The 18,116-nt window shown below is 61.7% G+C and carries 15 protein-coding genes and 1 tRNA gene; 4 read left to right on the forward strand and 12 right to left on the reverse strand.

What is annotated here, in order from left to right:
- Window positions 1-47: 47 nt before the first annotated feature.
- On the reverse strand, window positions 48-1,334 hold the full coding sequence (locus ACQRAP_RS00120) for a glutamate-5-semialdehyde dehydrogenase (protein ID WP_427794584.1): 1,287 nt from the start codon (window positions 1,332-1,334) through the stop codon (window positions 48-50).
- Window positions 1,335-1,447: 113 nt separating this feature from the next.
- Here ACQRAP_RS00120 and ACQRAP_RS00125 point away from each other — a divergent pair, with 113 nt between their 5' ends.
- On the forward strand, window positions 1,448-2,866 hold the full coding sequence (locus ACQRAP_RS00125) for an alpha/beta fold hydrolase (RefSeq protein WP_427794585.1): 1,419 nt from the start codon (window positions 1,448-1,450) through the stop codon (window positions 2,864-2,866).
- Between the two features lie 99 nt (window positions 2,867-2,965).
- On the opposite strand, the gene proB is transcribed toward ACQRAP_RS00125, so the two are convergent.
- The 5 genes from proB to ACQRAP_RS00150 all read right to left on the reverse strand — a co-directional run bounded on the left by proB (window position 2,966) and on the right by ACQRAP_RS00150 (window position 7,529).
- On the reverse strand, window positions 2,966-4,093 hold the full coding sequence (gene proB, locus ACQRAP_RS00130; protein ID WP_427794586.1) for a glutamate 5-kinase: 1,128 nt from the start codon (window positions 4,091-4,093) through the stop codon (window positions 2,966-2,968).
- Between the two features lie 79 nt (window positions 4,094-4,172).
- A complete protein-coding gene (locus ACQRAP_RS00135; protein WP_427794587.1) occupies window positions 4,173-5,678 on the reverse strand; it encodes a nicotinate phosphoribosyltransferase in 1,506 nt (501 codons plus the stop codon).
- An 84-nt stretch (window positions 5,679-5,762) separates the two neighbouring features.
- Complete coding sequence (locus tag ACQRAP_RS00140) at window positions 5,763-6,221, reverse strand: hypothetical protein (protein ID WP_427794588.1); 459 nt, start codon at window positions 6,219-6,221, stop codon at window positions 5,763-5,765.
- Window positions 6,222-6,285: 64 nt separating this feature from the next.
- Window positions 6,286-6,358 (reverse strand) — tRNA-Ala (locus ACQRAP_RS00145).
- Window positions 6,359-6,590: 232 nt separating this feature from the next.
- On the reverse strand, window positions 6,591-7,529 hold the full coding sequence (locus tag ACQRAP_RS00150; RefSeq protein WP_427794589.1) for a radical SAM protein: 939 nt from the start codon (window positions 7,527-7,529) through the stop codon (window positions 6,591-6,593).
- 534 nt (window positions 7,530-8,063) lie between these two features.
- On the opposite strand from ACQRAP_RS00150, the gene ACQRAP_RS00155 reads away from it, so the two are divergent.
- The 3 genes from ACQRAP_RS00155 to ACQRAP_RS00165 all read left to right on the forward strand — a co-directional run bounded on the left by ACQRAP_RS00155 (window position 8,064) and on the right by ACQRAP_RS00165 (window position 10,987).
- Window positions 8,064-9,263, forward strand: a complete 1,200-nt coding sequence (locus ACQRAP_RS00155; RefSeq protein ID WP_427794590.1) for an MraY family glycosyltransferase — start codon at window positions 8,064-8,066, stop codon at window positions 9,261-9,263.
- A gap of 159 nt (window positions 9,264-9,422) precedes the next feature.
- A complete protein-coding gene (gene trpS / locus ACQRAP_RS00160; protein WP_427794591.1) occupies window positions 9,423-10,472 on the forward strand; it encodes a tryptophan--tRNA ligase in 1,050 nt (349 codons plus the stop codon).
- Between the two features lie 221 nt (window positions 10,473-10,693).
- Window positions 10,694-10,987: a DUF6485 family protein gene (locus ACQRAP_RS00165; protein ID WP_195838532.1), complete on the forward strand. Its 294-nt coding sequence runs from the start codon at window positions 10,694-10,696 to the stop codon at window positions 10,985-10,987.
- 420 nt (window positions 10,988-11,407) lie between these two features.
- On the opposite strand, the gene ACQRAP_RS00170 is transcribed toward ACQRAP_RS00165, so the two are convergent.
- The 6 genes from ACQRAP_RS00170 to ACQRAP_RS00195 all read right to left on the reverse strand — a co-directional run bounded on the left by ACQRAP_RS00170 (window position 11,408) and on the right by ACQRAP_RS00195 (window position 17,958).
- Window positions 11,408-11,728 carry an MGMT family protein gene (locus ACQRAP_RS00170; RefSeq protein WP_427794592.1) on the reverse strand — a complete coding sequence of 107 codons (321 nt, stop codon included), beginning with the start codon at window positions 11,726-11,728 and terminating at the stop codon, window positions 11,408-11,410.
- Between the two features lie 193 nt (window positions 11,729-11,921).
- Window positions 11,922-12,776 carry a DegV family protein gene (locus ACQRAP_RS00175; RefSeq protein WP_427794593.1) on the reverse strand — a complete coding sequence of 285 codons (855 nt, stop codon included), beginning with the start codon at window positions 12,774-12,776 and terminating at the stop codon, window positions 11,922-11,924.
- A 119-nt stretch (window positions 12,777-12,895) separates the two neighbouring features.
- Window positions 12,896-13,345, reverse strand: a complete 450-nt coding sequence (locus ACQRAP_RS00180; protein ID WP_154515655.1) for a MarR family winged helix-turn-helix transcriptional regulator — start codon at window positions 13,343-13,345, stop codon at window positions 12,896-12,898.
- A gap of 169 nt (window positions 13,346-13,514) precedes the next feature.
- Complete coding sequence (locus tag ACQRAP_RS00185; RefSeq protein ID WP_427794594.1) at window positions 13,515-14,234, reverse strand: B3/B4 domain-containing protein; 720 nt, start codon at window positions 14,232-14,234, stop codon at window positions 13,515-13,517.
- 219 nt (window positions 14,235-14,453) lie between these two features.
- Window positions 14,454-16,124, reverse strand: a complete 1,671-nt coding sequence (gene pckA / locus ACQRAP_RS00190) for a phosphoenolpyruvate carboxykinase (ATP) (protein ID WP_427719537.1) — start codon at window positions 16,122-16,124, stop codon at window positions 14,454-14,456.
- A 262-nt stretch (window positions 16,125-16,386) separates the two neighbouring features.
- On the reverse strand, window positions 16,387-17,958 hold the full coding sequence (locus tag ACQRAP_RS00195; protein ID WP_427794595.1) for an L-lactate permease: 1,572 nt from the start codon (window positions 17,956-17,958) through the stop codon (window positions 16,387-16,389).
- Between the last annotated feature and the right edge of the window lie 158 nt (window positions 17,959-18,116).

Consider the following 18,116-nt stretch of genomic DNA (forward strand, 5'->3'; position numbering starts at 1 on the left):
ACCGCAGATAAAACCTGCCAAAATAAACCTGTCCCTTTTTGGTAGGTTTAGGGGCGGACCTGGCCGGTGCCGCGGAGCTTGTATTTGTAGGTGGTGAGGGCCTCGGCGGCAAAGGGGCCGCGGGCGTGGAGCTTTTGGGTCGAAATGCCGATCTCGGCGCCCAGGCCAAACTCGCCGCCGTCGGTAAAGCGCGTGCTGGCGTTGGCATACACGGCCGAGGCATCGATCTCATCCAAAAAGCGCTCGCAAGCGTCCGCGTCCTCGGCGATGATGGCCTCGGAATGCATAGTGCCATAGCGGTTGATGTGCGCGATGGCCTCGTCCTCGTTCGCCACGACCTTCACGCTCATCTCGAGCGCCAGGTACTCGCGGCCCCAGTCCTCCTCGGTTGCGGCAACAAAGTCATCGCCCTCGGCAAGACCGGCGGCGGCGCATGCGGCACACGCGGCCCCGTCGCCGTGAATCAGCACGCCGTGGTCGTGCAGCACGGCCACGACCGCCGGCAAAAACGAATCTGCCACGACGCGGTCCACAAGCAGCGACTCGGCGGCGTTGCACACACCCACGCGCTGGGTCTTAGCATTGACGATAATGTTGAGCGCTTTATCAAAGTCGGCCGACTCATGCACGTAGATGTGGCAGTTTCCCGTGCCCGTCTCGATAACCGGCACAAGCGACTCGCGCACGCAGCGCTGGATCAGGCCCGCACCGCCACGCGGAATAAGCACGTCGACGATGCCGCGAAGCTTCATGAGCTCGCCGGTGGCCTCGCGATCGGTGGACTCGATCATCGAGATAGCCTCGCGCGGGAAACCCTTGGCCTCGAGCGCATCGGCCAGCAGTTCGGCAATCATGGCGCACGAGTGATAGGCCAGCGAACCGCCGCGCAGAATACAGGCGTTGCCGGTGCGGATGCAGATGCCCGCGGCATCGGCCGTCACGTTGGGACGCGCCTCATAGACCATGGCGACCAGGCCCAGCGGCACGCTCACGCGGGTGAGGTCCACACCACTTGCAAGTACGCGGTGGTCGAGCACGCGGCCGACAGGATCGGGCAGCTCAGCGAGCTTCTCCAAGCCGGCGGCCATGCCCTCGACGCGCTCGGGCGTCAGCAGCAGACGGTCGAGGAGCCCCGCCGAGGTGCCCGCATCGCGCGCAGCGGACATATCGAGCTCGTTGGCGGCGACGATGGAATCGACGCCATCGCGCAGCGCCGCGGCCATGGCGCGCACGGCCTCCTGGCGCTGCTCGTCGCTCGCCGTGGCAAGCGAGGCTGACGCTGCCTTGGCGGCAACGGCAAGATCGTAGACATACGTGGCTATATCGACCGACATGGACGGCCCTTTCTCTTAGTAGTTTGCCAACCATGGTAGCCGATTTGTGCATGCCCTCGCGCATGGCGGTAGAATTGGTCAACCCGAAACACCGCAACGAACGGAAGTACCGCATGGCCCTCATCACTTCGTACCACGTCCCCGGCCTCTATGTCGAGGACCACAGCATCGACGTCCCCTTGGATTGGCGCGGCCTGGAGCCAATGCTTTTGGCCTTCGGCAGCACCATGCGCCGCGGCGCCATGCCGGCGCCCATCGCCGGCGCACCCGAGAGCATCAAGCTTTTCTACCGCGTGGTTTGCGCTCCCGACCGTATCAACGACGACCTGCCACTCCTCCTCTTTTTGCAGGGCGGCCCCGGCGGCGAGAGCCCGCGTCCGCTGTCGCCCACAAGCGACGGCTGGATCGAGGAGGCCGTCAAGCACTTCCGCGTCGTCCTGCCCGACCAGCGCGGGACGGGGCGCAGCAGCCGTGTAGACGGGCGCACGATTGCCGCACTGGGCGAGCGCGCCGAGGCGGCAGGCTCCGATGCGGCCCGCTCGCAGGCGGACTTCCTCAAGCGCCACCTCGCCAGCTCCATCGTGCGCGACTTTGAGTACCTGCGCCTGGTGGGCTTTGGCGGCAAGCCCTGGGTCACACTCGGCCAGAGCTACGGCGGCTTTTTGACGTTGAGCTATCTGTCGCTCTTCCCCGAGGGTGTGACGGCGAGCTTTACCTGCGGTGGCATTCCGCACGTGCCGGCGAGTGCCAGCGAGGTCTACGCGCACACCTTCCCGCGTATGGCGGCCAAGACTCAGCAGTATTACGACCGCTACCCCGCCGACGTCGAGCGCGTGGCGGCCCTGGCAGATGCCCTCGAGGAGCAAAAGCCCGCGCTGCCCGACGGCTCGCCGATGACGGTCGAGCGCCTGCAGCTCATGGGCAGCGACTTTGGCATGAAGCCGAGCTTTGAGCGCATGCACTGGATTATCGACCACGCGTTTGTTAATGGCGACGGTACGCTGAGCTGCGGCTCCTCGGTATCAGACAGCTTTTTGATGCGCGCCTTCGAGCGCACCAACACGCGCACGAATCCGCTGTACTGGACGCTACAGGAGTTCATCTACGCCGATGGCGACACGATGCCTATTGGCTGGGCAGCCGCCGAGGAAAAGGCCCATCGTGCCGAGTTCGACACCCTCGCGCGCCCGCTCATGTTTACCGGCGAGGCCATGTTCCCGTGGATGTTTGAGCAGATGCCCGAGCTCAAGCCCTTCAAGCCCGCCATGGACCTGCTGATGGAAGACACCAGCTGGGACAAGATCTACGACCCGCAGCGCCTGGCCTGCAACGAGGTGCCGCTCCAAGCCGCGGTGTATTTCGACGACATGTACGTGGATTCGGGCCTGCAGCTCGACACGCTCAGCCGCGTGGGCAACTCACATGCCTGGGTGACGAACGAGTTCGAGCACGACGGCCTGCACGGCAGCATGGTGTTCAAGCACCTCTTCGACGAGGCCCTCAACCGCGGAGACCTGCGCCAGATCTTCTAGCAAAGGAGTGTCCCCACCTGCCGGCACATAAGAAACGTCCCCAAGTGCCGGCACGAGAAAGACAGCGCTGCGGGAAACGATCCGCAGCGCTGTCTTTCTTTATGCAAAGACGATCAAGTTGTCTCGGTGGATCGCGGGCTTCTCGGCCAGGTCTGCCAGCAAGCGGTTGCCGGCAATCTGGTCCTGGCGGCGTCCGGCTGCAAGCTCCAGCACGTCCGAATCGGCCTCGGCGATACCGCGGGCGACAACCATGCCGCTCGGGTCGCACACGTCGAGCACATCGCCCTCGGCAAACGTGCCATCGACCTTGCGAATACCCACCGCAAGCAGGGAAGAACCGCGGCTGACCAGCGCTTTCGCGGCGCCGTCATCGACCGTCACCGAGCCGTGCGCCTTGTCGCCCAGTGCAATCCACAGCTTGCGGGGCGCAATGTCCAGGCGCTCCGCCGGCGGATCGAACATCGTACCCACGCTCTCGCCGCGGGCAAGGCGCACGAGCGCATCGGGCTCCTCGCCCGAGCAAATCACGCTCTGAATGCCCGCCGTCATCAGGATGCGGCTCGCGCGGATCTTGGTAATCATGCCGCCTGTGCCAACCGATGTGGAAGAATCGCCCGCCGAGGCGATAATCTTGGCATCGATCTTACGCACGACCGGAACGAACTCGGCCGTGGGGTCCTCGTGCGGATTGGCGGTATAGAGGCCATCGATGTCCGAGAGCGTCACGCACAGGTCGGCAGAAACCAGGCAGCCCACAAGCGCCGCCAGCGTGTCGTTGTCGCCAAACTTGATCTCGTCGACGGTAACGGTGTCGTTCTCGTTGACGACCGGCACCACGCCCAGTTCCACCAGACGCAGCAGCGCGTCGCGCGCGTGCAGATAGGACGTGCGACGGGCCGTGTCGTGACGTGTGAGCAGCACGAGCGAGGTAAGCAGGTCGCGCGCATGGAACTCCTCGTCGTAGGCCGACGAGATGATGCACTGACCGGCCGAGGCGCAGGCCTGCAGGCTCGGCAGGTCACCGACCGGTTTGCGGTCAAAGCCCAGCACGGGATAGCCACAGGCAATGGCGCCCGAACTCACCACGACCAGACGCCAGCCGAGTTTGCGCAGGGCAGCAGCCTGATCGGCAAGCCCGCCGATAAAGGCGCGGTTGACCTTGCCATCGGCGCCCACCACCGTGGACGAACCGATCTTTACCACCATCGTTTTATAAGAAGTCGTCATACGTCAAACCAATCAACTGTTGAGGGTTCGGGCGAGCTGACGGCCGAGGGAACGTAATTCCACCCTACACCCAACAAAATTAGCGAGCCCAGGGGAAGGCAGAAGCCGCGGCCATATTCTTGCGCACGAGCTCGTCACGCACCTGCGCCAGGCCCTGCTCCATGCCCACCACATAGGTCTGTGGGTACAGGAAGCGCTTGTAGACCGGATCCAGATGGTCCAGCGCCCAAGCGCAACGCTCGCGTGCGGCCTCGATGCTCTCGCGCGGGGCAACAGCACTGCCATCGCGCACGATCGGCGCCAGCAGCTCGCGATACTCAAGCTCGGACACGTCGGTCACCAGGGCGGCATCGTTCACGGCCACGAGGGTATTGCCGCGCGCGGCGCCCTCCCCCGCCAGATGGTCCTCGTCATAGATCATGTCGCAGACCGGGCCGCCAAAGCCGTCGTAATAGCGGCGCACGCGCTGCACGCCCGGAATCGTGCGCTTGTAGGGCTGCTCGGAGAGCTTGACCACCGGAGTCCACGGGTCCGCCTCGCTCGCACGGCGGGCGGAAAGCTTGTACACGCCGCCCAGTGCCGGTTGGTCGTAGCAGGTCGCGAGCTTAGTGCCCACGCCAAAGCTGTCGATGGGCGCACCCTGGTCGAGCAGCGACTGAATCGTGTATTCATCCAGATCGTTGGAAACCGAGATCCCCACATAGGGCAAGCCCTCGGCATCAAAACGGCCGCGGACATACTTGGACAGCTTGGCGAGGTCGCCGGAATCGATGCGAATGGCCGACAGACGCTCGCCCACCGCCTCCATCTCCTTGGCAACCGTAATGGCATGCTCGCAGCCCTCGCGCACGTCGTAGGTATCAATGAGCAGCGTGCAGTTCTTGGGGCTCGACTTGGCAAAGGCGCGGAAGGCCTCGAGCTCGGAATCGAAGCTCATCACCCAGCTGTGCGCATGCGTGCCAAAGACGGGAATACCGTAGCGGCGACCGGCGAGCACATTGGACGTAGAGGAACAGCCGGCAACGTAGCTCGCGCGCGCGACGGCCAGACCGCCATCGGGACCCTGGGCGCGGCGAAGGCCAAACTCGGCCACGGGACGGCCGTCCGCCGCCAGCACCACGCGCGCCGTCTTGGTGGCGACAAGCGTCTGGAAGCCGACGATGTTGAGCAGCGCCGTCTCGAGCAGCTGGCACTCAAGCGCGGGGCCGGTGACGCGCACCATGGGCTCGCGCGGAAAGACGAGCTCGCCCTCGGGGACGGCGTCGATGTTTACATGCGCACGAAAATCACGCAGGTAGTCGAGGAATTCGGGCTTAAACATCGCGCCGCCGGCCGGGGCCTGGAGCGATGCGAGGTAGTCGATATCCTCGGGCGTAAAGCGCAGGTTCTCGACCAGCTCGGGCAGCTCGGCGGTGCCGCACATGACGGCATAGGCGCTGCCAAACGGATGGTCACGGTAAAACGCCGTAAAACAGCCCTGCTCATTGGCCTTGCCGCTCTCCCACAGGCCCTGGGCCATAGTGAGCTCGTACAGATCGGTGAGCATTGCAATGTCGGTGGGATGCGAGATGTCGGTCAAAGCCATGGGGCGACCTTTCGAATGCGTTGTGCAGAGGTTGAGGGTTGGACGAGAGCAGAGCATGCGGACATGACGCCCGATGCAAATCGGTTAGAGCAGGCCCATGCTGGTCATGATCGTGTAGCCCATAAAGACGACAAACGCGACCAAGGCGAGCGCGATGATGATCTTTTGAGCCGGGGCCATACCGGGAATCTCGCCCTCGGCCGTGGGCTCCTTGGAAGTGACCATGCGCTGGGCAAACGTCATCTCATCACGGCTCGGCTTGGGCTCGGCGGGCTTGGGGCGGGCGGCTTTCTTAGGCTGAGGCTTGGGTGCAGCAGGCGCAAGCTTCGCAGCAGCGGGCCTGGGCGCGGGCGCGGGCTTGCGCTCGGATGCGGCGCTCGCGGCAGCCTCCTCGGCCTTCGCATGCTCGGCACGCAGGGCGGCCAGCTCCTCACGCTCGCGACGGGCCTCTTCCTGGGCCTCGCGGCGGGCCTTCTCAGCGCGGAGCTCTTCCAACTCGGCGCGCTCCTCGTCGGACAATGGTTGGGAATCAAGCTCGGCCATGGTGCAGCCCTTTCTTTCAAAAAAAGCCGCCGACACAATGTCGACGGCTTATCAAATCCAAGGGTGGAGACGAAGGGAGTCGAACCCTCGGCCTCTGCCATGCGACGGCAGCGCTCTCCCAACTGAGCTACGTCCCCAGGACAAGTTGATATTTTACCTACGGCTCGCCAACTGTCAACGCCCAATACCCAGTCTTTTTGGGACGGGGCTTTTTTGACTACTTTTCGGATGGTAGCTCGACCCCCACCGGGAGCAGTCGTTTTGGGACGGGGCTATTTTAGCTACCCAGGCAGATAGCGAAAACGATTTGGACGATTAACGGCAGGGGCAGCTAAAATAGCCCCGTCCCAAAACGACTGCTCAAAAGAGCTACTTTGCGCTGGTGAGGACGCCGGTAGTGTCGAACGCTGGGGTAAAGCTCTCGTCCACCGCTCCGCCCTCTTGCCAAAACATCGTCGTAAAGCCCAGGTCGTCGGCATGGTCGAGCACCCGCTCGTACTCCTCACGCGTCACGGCTCGAGCCAAGTCGCCGCCCCGCTCGCGCATGAGCGCATTGGGCGTGTACTGGTTCATGACCGAGATCGGCACATCACCCACCGTCTGCCACACCAGGTCTAGCACGCGACACGAATCGTCCGCATGCCCCGGCAACACCAGGTGACGCACGATCATGCCGCGCTTCATGAGCCCGTCCTCGTCCACCAGCTCTCCCCCACGACGCTCAATCTCGCGCGCCATTTGCGCCAAACCCGACACGGCCACACGCGGGTAGTCCTTAATGTGGGAGAGCGACTGCGCGAGCCCCGCATCGGCATATTTAAAGTCGGTAAGCCACACATCGACCAGATCGCCGAGCGCCGCCACGGCACTCGCGCGCTCATAACCGCTTGTGTTGTAGACGATTGGAACAACCAGTCCGCGCGCCCGTGCCGCGGCAATCGCAGCCGGCAGCAGGTGCGCGTAGTGCGTCGCCGTCACCAAGTTAATATTGTTTGCACCCTGGTCCTGCAGCTCCAACATAATTTCGACCAGGCGCTCGGGCGAAATTTCAAGCCCAAAATTGCCCGTCGAGATCTCGTGGTTCTGGCAATAGACGCATTTGAGCGAGCAGCCGCTAAAGAAGATCGTGCCCGAACCGGCCTCGCCCGAAATAGGCGGCTCCTCCCACATATGAAGCGCCGCACGGGCCACCTTGAGCGTGTCGTTAGCACCGCATACGCCGCGCGCACCCTCATCGCGCGCCACACCGCAACGGCGCGGACACAAATGGCAGGCGGGCGAAAAAAGTTCGGTCAACGACGTCGGCATAAAAACATGCTCCAAAACAACGATTCAGCAGCTCAAACGCAAAAGGACCAACCGCGCAGACGGCTCGAGCCCAAGGCGCCGTAATCGTCCGACACGATTTTTGTAATGTCAAGACTGGAATCGATAAAGTGCAGCTTTATGATATAGGTATTCCGCCCCCCGCGGAGCAACTGGGTGAACCGTCGCGTTTATTTAGGGAGCCCACACAGTCGTACGTAGTACAGGTATCCTTCGTTGTTAAGGACGCTGGAACGGTCGATGAGGGCACCCACCTGTTTTAGGTGGGTTCATTTTCGTAACGTGGGGGGTGGTTTTCTTTTGCCGATTTTGCCAAAAATTGCCATCGCAGATCCCGTATGACACCCAACGGCACTCGGTAGAACCCCCGCCACCATCCCAATATCTGGTAAGCGCGTGATTATCGATCGGCGCGATTCCCCGCACCCCCTTTGGTCGAGTATCATGGGTCAGCTATACCCTTTGCGGCATGGCATCCTTTGACCTTTTCCTTCGACGCTTGGCGGTTTTTGATACATGGCTTCATCCACGAGCTACATACCGTTCCTTTGCGTGGCAGCCGCGGCATATATCACGACCTTCCTCACGGTGCCCCTGGTTAAACGTCTGGCAATCAAGCTCGACGCCGTTGACTATCCTTCAAAACGCCGTATCAACACCAAGCCCATCCCGCGCTTGGGAGGTACGGCGGTCTTTTTGGGCCTGGTCGTTGCCTGCATCGTTCAGATTATGGGCACCTGGCATCTGGGCTGGCCGCCCGTCTTGGTCCCGCATCCGCGCCTGCACATTAGCTACCCCATGCTGGCACTTTCTTTTACCGTCATTTTTGCGACCGGCGCGATCGACGACGTCTTCCAGCTTAAGCCCAAGCAAAAGCTCGCCGGCCAGGTCCTCGCCGCGCTCATCGCCTGCGTGGGTGGACTAAAAATCGGCGTCATCGTCAACCCGGTTGCCCCCGGCGAGATCATGCTCGGCTGGCTCGCCTATCCCATCACCGTGGTCTACCTGGTGGCGTTCACCAATATCATCAACCTCATCGACGGCCTTGACGGCCTGGCCACAGGCATCTGCGGCATCGCATCGTTCACGATGTTCTCGATGGCCGTTCTCTCGGGCCGCATCGATGCCGCCGCGCTCTCCATCGCGTTGTTTGGCGCCTGCCTGGCCTTCTTGCGCTACAACTTCAACCCCGCGAGCATCTTTCTGGGCGACTCGGGGTCGCTGCTGCTGGGCTTTGCGCTTGGTTCCATTTCGCTGCTTAATGTGAGCCGCACCGCCGCGCTCACCTCGCTCATCATTCCGCTCATCGTTGCCGGTGTGCCCATCATCGACACGTTTAGCGCCATCGTGCGCCGCAAGCGCGCCCACATTAGCATTGGGCAGGCCGACAAAGGCCACATCCACCACCGCCTCATTCAAGAGGGCTATAACCAAAAGCAGGCTGTGCTGCTTATCTATGCCTGGTGTATCCTGCTTTCGGCCGGTGCGACCGCCATCAACCAGGTCGAAGTCCCCATGCGCGTGCTCATCTTTACCGTCCTTGGCATTGGCTCGGCAGCCTTCGCCAAGCACCTGCACCTGTTTGAGCCCGTGCTACGCCACCATTACAACAAGCGCACGCACGAAGACGAGCTGATAACCCCCGACGACCCCGCCTTTAAGCAGGAGGAGCAAGCGGCCGAGGAGCGTAAGGGAGAGCGCCACCACAGGCATTAAGGTTTGCTGCAGAAGGTCGTTCTGCTTGCTGTCGGCCGCTCGTGACCGCGCCTCGACCGCCACGCATGTCTTGCCTTACCACCCCCTTGCCCACTTTCGCCCGCCCCTCTCAATAAACGCGTTATCATCTTGACCCATGAACATACGTTAGGAGCAATCATGCCAAACGAGAACAGCTACGAAGTCGCGCTGCAAAAGAGCAACGCCATTCGCGAGGGCCTGGCCAAGACGCCCGAGAAGTTCACCATGCTTACCGGCGACCGCCCCACCGGCCGTCTGCACCTAGGCCACTACTTTGGCACCCTCAAGGGCCGCGTGGAGTTGCAGAATATGGGCGCCAAGACCAACGTGCTCATTGCCGACTACCAGGTCATCACCGACCGCGACACCACCGAGCACATCCAGGACAACGTGTATAACATGGTCATGGACTACCTTGCCTGCGGTATCGACCCCGACAAGACCATGATCTACACGCACTCCGCCGTGCCCGCCGCCAACCAGCTCATGCTGCCGTTCCTGTCGCTGGTCTCCGAGGCCGAGCTGGCGCGTAACCCCACCGTCAAAGCCGAGATGGAGGCCTCGGGCCACGAGCTCACCGGCCTTCTGCTCACCTATCCGGTACACCAGGCCTGCGATATCCTGTTCTGCAAGGGTAACGTTGTGCCCGTCGGTCGCGACCAGCTGCCGCACATCGAGCTCACCCGTACCATCGCCCGCCGCTTTAACAACCGCTACGGCAAGGTGTTCCCCGAGGTCGACGCGCTGCTGTCCGAGACCCCGCTGCTGCCCGGCCTGGACGGCCGCAAGATGAGCAAGAGCTACGGCAACGCCATCAATATCTCGATGACCGCCGAGGAGACGGCCAAGCGCATCAAGAAGAGCCAGACCGACTCCGAACGCATGATTACGTTTGATCCCGAGAACCGCCCCGGCGTGTCCGGCCTGCTTTCGACCGCCGCCATCTGCACCGGCCGTTCCGAGGTCGAGATTGCCGAGGAGATTGGCATGGGCGGCTCTGGCCAACTCAAGAAGTACGTGACCGAGGCCGTCAACGGGTACTTCGCACCTATCCGCGAGCGTCGCCAGCGCTACGAGAACGACCTGGACTACGTGAAGGACGTCCTGCACGAGGGCAACCGTCGCGCCAACGAGATTGCCGAGCAGACCCTGGCCGAGGTTCAGGACGCCATGGGCATGGTGTACTAGTCGAGAGCAATAAACAACACTCAAACTAAACCGCCGCGATTGGCACAATCCTCGTTGCGGCGGTTTTGTTTTCTTCAGAGGTCGGTCGCCGAGATATTCAGCCGCTTGGCAGAACCCCTAAGTCGCAAGCACCTTGAGGCTATATCCTGTTAAGCAATGACACCCTATTGTTTAACATGCGGCAGCTTTTACGGCAGACCCGACCGACCGGAAGGAGTCCCATGAGCTCAGTTGCGTTTTGTACCTGCAACGACCGGAAATGCCCATTTAACCCTGTCAACCACGAGAAGGGCTGCACACCGTGTATCGCTAAGAATCTGCACGAGCACGAGATTCCAACGTGCCTGTTCAACGCGATTTCTCCCGATCGGCTTGAGGCCGATAAAGACGAGTGGTCGTGGCAAGCGTTCGCGCGGCATGTAGAAGCATATCTGGGAAGCGACAGCCCAAGAATCCCCGCAGGCGAAGAAGCGCCGCAGGGATTTACCAAGATCGGTTGCTGTAAGCGGGACTAACAATCAAAGTTAGCGCCCCCCTAAAACCAAACGTCAGTACCTCATTATGGGATAACAGACCTGATGGGTTTGCCCCATGCCTACAGGAAAGCGCCCGCCGACCATGGCAGCCGACGGGCGCTTTCCTGAAGTACACCGTTGAATCGCACAGAGGGGAGGAATGCGAATCAAACTCAACAGGGCAGGCTTTTTCATCGCCTATTGCCTGCTCCGTTGTTGAATACAATATAGTTCGCCTTTGTTTACTTTACAGCGTCAAATCGTGCCGCCATACCTTCTCCATAAGTTAGCCACGGTAAACCTAACAAATAGGGACTGATTTATTTTGGCAGGTTTTTTCTGGAGAAACGTCAACGGCGCCGGCGTTCCACCGCAAAGGGGACAGGCACCTTTGTAGTGGTTTTGGCCACGGCAGAGCCGCTAGAGCCCTGCTGGCCAACGACAGGCAGTCAAGTCGACGTGCATGGGATCGGCAAACACCACGCCCTCCCCCAGCAGGAGCTCGCGCTGAGCGTCGGGACCGCCAAAGGCAAAGCCCTCGCAAATGCTGCCATCGGCAAACACCACGCGGTGACAGGGAATCTCGCCGGGGCGCGGATTGCTGTGCAGCGCATAGCCCACGTACCGCGCACTTCGTGGACGGCCGGCGAGCAGCGCCACCTGGCCGTACGTGGCAACCATCCCCTCAGGGATCTGCTCGACTACCTCGTACACCCGCTCAAAAAAGCCCTCAGACGCCATCGATGCTCCTTTCCGCCCGCAACAGCATAAATCAAATGATCCCTCGGGGACGGCAGGGTTGCGGATCATCTGCGGCCTCCGTGCGGCCGATGGTCCGCAACCCCGTCATCGCCGAGGGATCACATGGCATGGCAGGTAGCGTTTGCCCAGATAAAACCTGCCAAAATAAACCTGTCCCTTTTTGGCAGGTCGGTTAGTTGGCAGGCTGGAAGAAGGCTACGGCTACGGCACCGGGGCCTACATGGGTGCCGATGGTGGCGCCGATGGTGTGAACGGGCAGCTCGCCCTCGGTGTGGCCAGCCCACAGCGTCGCACTATCCTCGATATACTTCTTGAGCACCGCATCCGAAAGGCCCGTATAGCCGAGCGCCAGCGGCATGGAGAAGTCGACGCCGCCCGCCTTTTCGACCTTTTGGTTCAGCAGGTTGCGACCGTTCTTGGAACCGCGCGCCTTGCCCAGCTGCACGATCAGACCGTCCTCGGCAGCCACCACGGGCTTTACGTTGAGCAGCGTACCCACGGCGCCGGCCGCAGCAGACAGGCGACCGCCGCGCACCAGGTACTCCAGCGTCTCGAGCAGGCCGATAACCACCACGCGGTCGCGCACGGCCTCGACCGCCGCCGCGATCTGGGCAGCGCCACGGCCCTCGTCCACCAAGCGCAGGGCATACTCGACCAGTACGCGCTCGCCCAGGGTGACGTTGTTGCTGTCTACCACGAACACATCGCCGCCCGGTGCCTCGGCAAGTGCGGTACGGGCACTCTGATTGGTGCCGGAAAGCTTAGCGCCCACGGTAATAATCACGGCCTCATCGCCGGCTTCACGAACCTCGGCGATAGCCTGCGAAAACGCGTACGGGTTGACCTGACCGGTCTTGGGCAGCTCATCGCGCTCCACGAGCATCTCGTAAAAGCGCTGGTGATCGATATCGACGCCATCCATGTACACATCGGTACCAAAGGTGACGGACAGTGGCAAAACAGCCAGTGCCGGGTGCTCCGCCGGCGACATATCGCTTGCGGAATCGGTAATAATGCGGACGGACATAGCGAATCCTTTCTTGCACAGGTCCCGCGCAGGGAATTTTGACAGCAATGCCCCGGCACGGTATACGCGCTCAAACGGGACGATGCAGTTGTTAGTGGGAAGCAAATGCCTAGGCGGCCCTACAGCTCGCGCAGGGTGTCGAGAATCGTACGCAGCGACGCGTACATCTGCTCGCGCTGCTCCACGCCCATGGCCTTGCCGGTGGCGTCGAGCACCTCGCGAATAATACGATCGGCCTCATTCATGCTCTCGCCGCCCAACGTGGTCAGGCGAACCGGGGCGCGATACTTAACGGCGGCATCGCCCGAATCGTCGACCTCGACGTAGCCGCCCTCTTCCAGATGCGCCAGCGTGCGCGAGACGGCAGCGCGGGTCACGCCTGCCATGCGGGCGAGGTCGGCACCAGTCAGGCCGTCCTTGCTGCGCTCAAGATAGTACAGGCACATGATATCGGAACCCTTAAGGCCCAGCCTTGCGCCCTCAGATGCCTTAATGCGCTGGATCTCCTTGTAGAGCCCGCTGATCAGTCCGACAAAATCCTCAAAACGTGTCTCGTCGTTCTGCTGCATGGGAGACGACCGCCTTTCGCTTGCATGATGCTAACGGGTAAACATCTTAGCCGCATGCCCGAACCCCCGTACCCAAATATCGCAATTGTTAACCCATCAACATAAAAATCACCACAAAGGGGATAGCACCTTTGTGGTGGTTTGGGGCATCAAAAGGTTCTAGGCGCCGCTACAGCTCCACGCAGGGATTGTCGCGGGTCACAAGCGTCTTGACGACAACCGTCGCTCCCAGATAGCGCTCAAGCAGCTCGGCTAAGCGATCGATCGCGGCCTGACAGTCCCCCATTCGCTCGGGCTCAACACACTCAATCGCCAGGAACGCATCGGCAGAATCGTCGGACAGAGCCGTTCGAACGCCGTCGCGCCAGTTCCAGCAGCGGCACACGGCGCCCGCATCATCGATGTAGGCGAGCTCGCCGGGCAGCGTCGGATCATCTGCCTCCTCGCCAAGTGGCAGGAACGCATCGCCACCGTCGGTCACCTTCAAGCGAAGGTCTCCCTCAATCGCGTGCAAATCCTCGCCTCCCACGGGCAGCGCGTAGGTCAGCGACACCGTGTTGTAAATATCCACCGCCGGTGTGATATGACCGACCGGTTTGCCCTTGAGCACGCGCTTGAGCAAGTTCTCGATTGAGCAACGCGCGCCCTTTTTAGTCTTGAACAGGCGATAGGCCTCGCGCCAAGCCTTGACCGGCGCGTTCTCGCTGATGGTATCGCTTGTCAGGTGGCGCTCCGCATCGATATTGGCGCGATCGAGCAGCGCGGCGATCGCGTCCACGTCCTCTTGAGGAATCGTAGCCGCGGGCTTCATGCCCTTTACGACTACGACGCCGACCGCCGCCTGTGGAAATAGCTCCCAAAATGAATCCTCGGCAACAAAGCTCTTCATACGTGCTCCTTTCGCAATTCGCGCCAACGCGAGCGCCTAAACAAAAGCGCCCTCACAGCGGCCACCTTCAAAGTCCTACGGTGCCGTCACAAGAGCGCTTACGCTGTCCCCATCCGGAGAAGGGAACGATATGTCGGGCGTATTGTAGCCCGAGTCATCCGTGCGAGCAAAATCACCACAAAGGTGCCCCCTTATGGTGGTTTTGGGTCTGTGGCGACGCTAGTGGCGGAGTCCCAGTAGGCCGCGGCCGCGATGACGGGCCTCGGCGGACACCTGAGCGTGCGGGCCGGCGGCCTTGACGGACTCGGGCAGGTGTGAGTACTTCTTCTCGAAGTTCTCCTCGAACATCACCGCCAGGTTGTGCGCAGCCTCGTCGTAGCGCGCTGTGCTCTGCCAGTACTGGCGCGGCACCAGGATGCCGTCGGGCACACCATGGCACGTGGTGGGAATGTCGACATTAAAGATATCGTCGTGCAAGAACTCGCTGTCCTCGATGGTACCGTCGAGAGCGCGTGCGACCAGGGCGCGCGTATAGGCAAGCTCGATGCGATGGCCCACGCCATAACCGCCGCCAATCCAGCCGGTGTTGAGCAGATAGACGCGGGTGCGACCGTCGGCGATACGCTCGCCGAGCATCTTGGCATAGACCATGGGGTCGAGCGGCATAAACGGCTCTCCGAACAGCGAGGAGAACGTGGGCGTGGGCTCGGTGACGCCGACCTCGGTACCGGGGATCTTGGCGGTGAAGCCCGTCACAAAGTGATACATGGCGGCATCGGCCGTCAGGCGCGAGATAGGCGGCAGCACGCCAAAGGCATCGCAGGTCAAAAACAGCACGACGCTCGGGGTGGTGCCCATGCCCTTGGTCCACGCGTTGGGGATATGCTCGACGGGATAGGCAACGCGCGTGTTGTGCGTGATCGAGACGTCATCGTAGTTGGGCTTGCGGTTCTCGTCGAGCACCACGTTTTCGCAGATCGCGCCAAAGCGAACGGCGTTGAAGATCTCGGGCTCGTGAAACTCGTCCAGGCCCTCGCACTTGGCGTAGCAGCCGCCCTCGATGTTGAAGATGCCCATGTCGGACCAACCGTGCTCGTCGTCGCCGATCAGCAGGCGCGTGGGATTGGCCGAAAGCGTGGTCTTGCCGGTGCCGGACAGGCCAAAGAACACCGCGGTCTCGTGCGTGACGGGATCCATGCTGGCCGAGCAATGCATGGGCAGCACGTCGTCCTCGACGGGCAGCAGGTAATTCATGACGCTGAAGATGGACTTTTTAATCTCACCGGAGTAGCCGGTGCCGGCAACCAGAATCACGCGTTCCTGGAAGTTGATGACCACGGCGGCGCTGGAGTTGAGGCCCTTGATGGCAGGGTCGCACTGGTACCCGGGTGCCGCGAGCACGCAAAAGTCCGGCTCGCCGGTGCGCGCAATTTCGCGAGCGAGCGGACGGGCGAGCATCTGCTTAATGAAGAGCGCCTGGCTCGCGCGCTCGCAGGCAACGAGCAGGCGACGCGTGTGGTTGCGGTCGGCACCCGCCATGCCGCGGGTGACGAACACATCGCGCTCGTTGAGATAGTCGACGATGCCGGCCTTGATGGCCTCGTAGCTCTCAATCGAAAGCGGGCGGTTGACGGCGCCCCAGGCGATCTTGTCGTGAACATCGGGGGTGTCAACGATAAAGCGGTCGTTGGGAGAACGGCCGGTGCGCTCCCCCGTCTCGATTACCAGCGCGCCGTTGGATGCCATGCGGCCCTCTTCACGGCGGATGGCGTGCTCGACGAGCTCCGCAGCAGGTAGATCGACCAGCAGACGCGGCTGATTCTCGGCGGGATCTTCGACCAGCGTAATACCAAAGTTGGACAGAACTTCTGCAGGGGTAACACCAGGCATGGGGCCTCCTTTAAAAGCGCGTCACGCGGGCGCGGCGCGCACTTTACTCACGTAAAGTTCGTTGTACCCGATATGCAAAAACGTTTTTGTGGCAAGGGCGGCAAGCCCGCCCAACGGTCAAAAATCCCAGGCAAGCGGCCTAGTCATTGAGTAGTCATTGGGGACGTTCTTAAACGACTAGTCGTTGGGGACACTCTTGAACAGGCAACATTCAAGGAGTGTCCCCGGATGCCGGCACAAAAGGAGCGTCCCTAAGTGCCAACTATAGCGGCAGGCCTTGGCCGAGCATGGCGATGGCGCTCATAAGGACCAGCATGCCGGCGGCGTAGGGCAGGACGGCGCCCAGGAGCTCGGCATCCTTGCCGCGCACGTGCACGGCGGCCAGGCCGATGGCAAGCGTCTGCGGCGAGATCATCTTGCCGGCGGCGACGCCAAGCGCGTTCAGCGCGACCATCCAGTAGTCGCTCACGCCCAGCGCGGTGGCAGCCTGGCTCTGGATGGGACCAAACAGCATGCCAGAAGACGTGCCCGAACCGGTCACGAACGCACCGACCGCGCCGATCCACGGAGCCAGAATCGGGTACAGGCCACCGGCGACCGCAATGCAAAACGCGCTGATCGAAGAGATCATGCCCGCATAGCCCATAACCTTGGCACAGCCCAGAACCGAAAGCATGGTAATGACCGTCGGCATCATCTGCTTGACGGTCGCGGCCAGTACCTTGCCCATCATGCGCGGCGAAGCACCCTGAATGGCGCCGCCGACAAACGCCGCCAGGAAAATCCAGACGCCCGGCGTGTTGATCCACGAAAACGTGAGCGTGCCGGGGTTCTCGCCGCAATACACCTGAACCTGGCTCGCAAACGGTGCGAGCGCAGCATGCACGGCAGGCACCAGGTTAGACGTTCCCAACAGCAGCACAAAGATCAGGATGAAGCACGACCAAGCCGAAAGCGCCGACTTGGCGGTGAGCTGCTCGCCGGCCTCGATATTCATGTGGAAGCGTGCGTCCAGATGCCCCGACTTCTCGGCACGCATGGCAAGCGCAGCTGTCAGCGCGAGCGAAACGATGGAACCGACGACGACGGCAAGCTCGGGACCCACAAACATAGCAACGACAAGAGCCGCACCGGCAAAGGACACTCCGGAGAGCACGGCGATGCCCGCCACGCCGTTCAGGCGCTCGGCAACGCCCGCAACATTACCCTGGTCATCGGCGACACGACCCGCAACCAGCACGATAAACAGCGGCATCACCACAAAGAAAGGCGCCAACTGCACCATCTGAACGGTCGCCAAATGCAGCGGGTCCAGGCCCACCAGACCGGCAACGGACACCGTGGGAATGCCAATGGAGCCGTAGGGCGTGGGCACGCCGTTGGCCAGCAGACAGATGAGCACGGCGGGCACGGCCTCAAAGCCCAGGCCCGCGAGCATGCCGGCGGGAATGGCAACGGCGGTGCCAAAACCGGCCATGCCCTCCATAAAGCCACCAAAGCACCAGGCCACAAGCAGCGCCAGCAGACGGCGATCGCTGCTGATGGAGGTGATCATGCTGCCGATCACGTCCATGGCGCCCGTGCGAACGCACAGGTTATACGTGAACACCGCGGCGATGATTACCAAAACGATGGGCCACAGGGCCATCAAAAAGCCTTCGAGCGAGGCGGTCGCGATCTGCGCTGTCGGCAGGTGCCACCATGCGAAGGCAAGCACGCACGAAAGGACAAACGATCCGATGGCGGCTTTCCAAGCTGGCCATTTAAAGCACAGCAGCATCACGACAAGCCAAATGATCGGCACAAGAGCCAGCAAGAATGCGGCGACGTCCATAGGTAGAAGCTCCTTGGTGCCGCGCGGGCGGCATCGTGGTATCACATAACTTCAACAGGATACCGCACGCTCACCGACAATTTACTGCCGCCCCCCGAAAATATTGAACAATCCGTTCAAAAACATGAGTGACACCGTCGCGTCTATACTAGAACGCA

This window comes from Collinsella sp. SGI.180 (genome assembly GCF_050313455.1).
GTDB lineage: Bacteria > Actinomycetota > Coriobacteriia > Coriobacteriales > Coriobacteriaceae > Collinsella.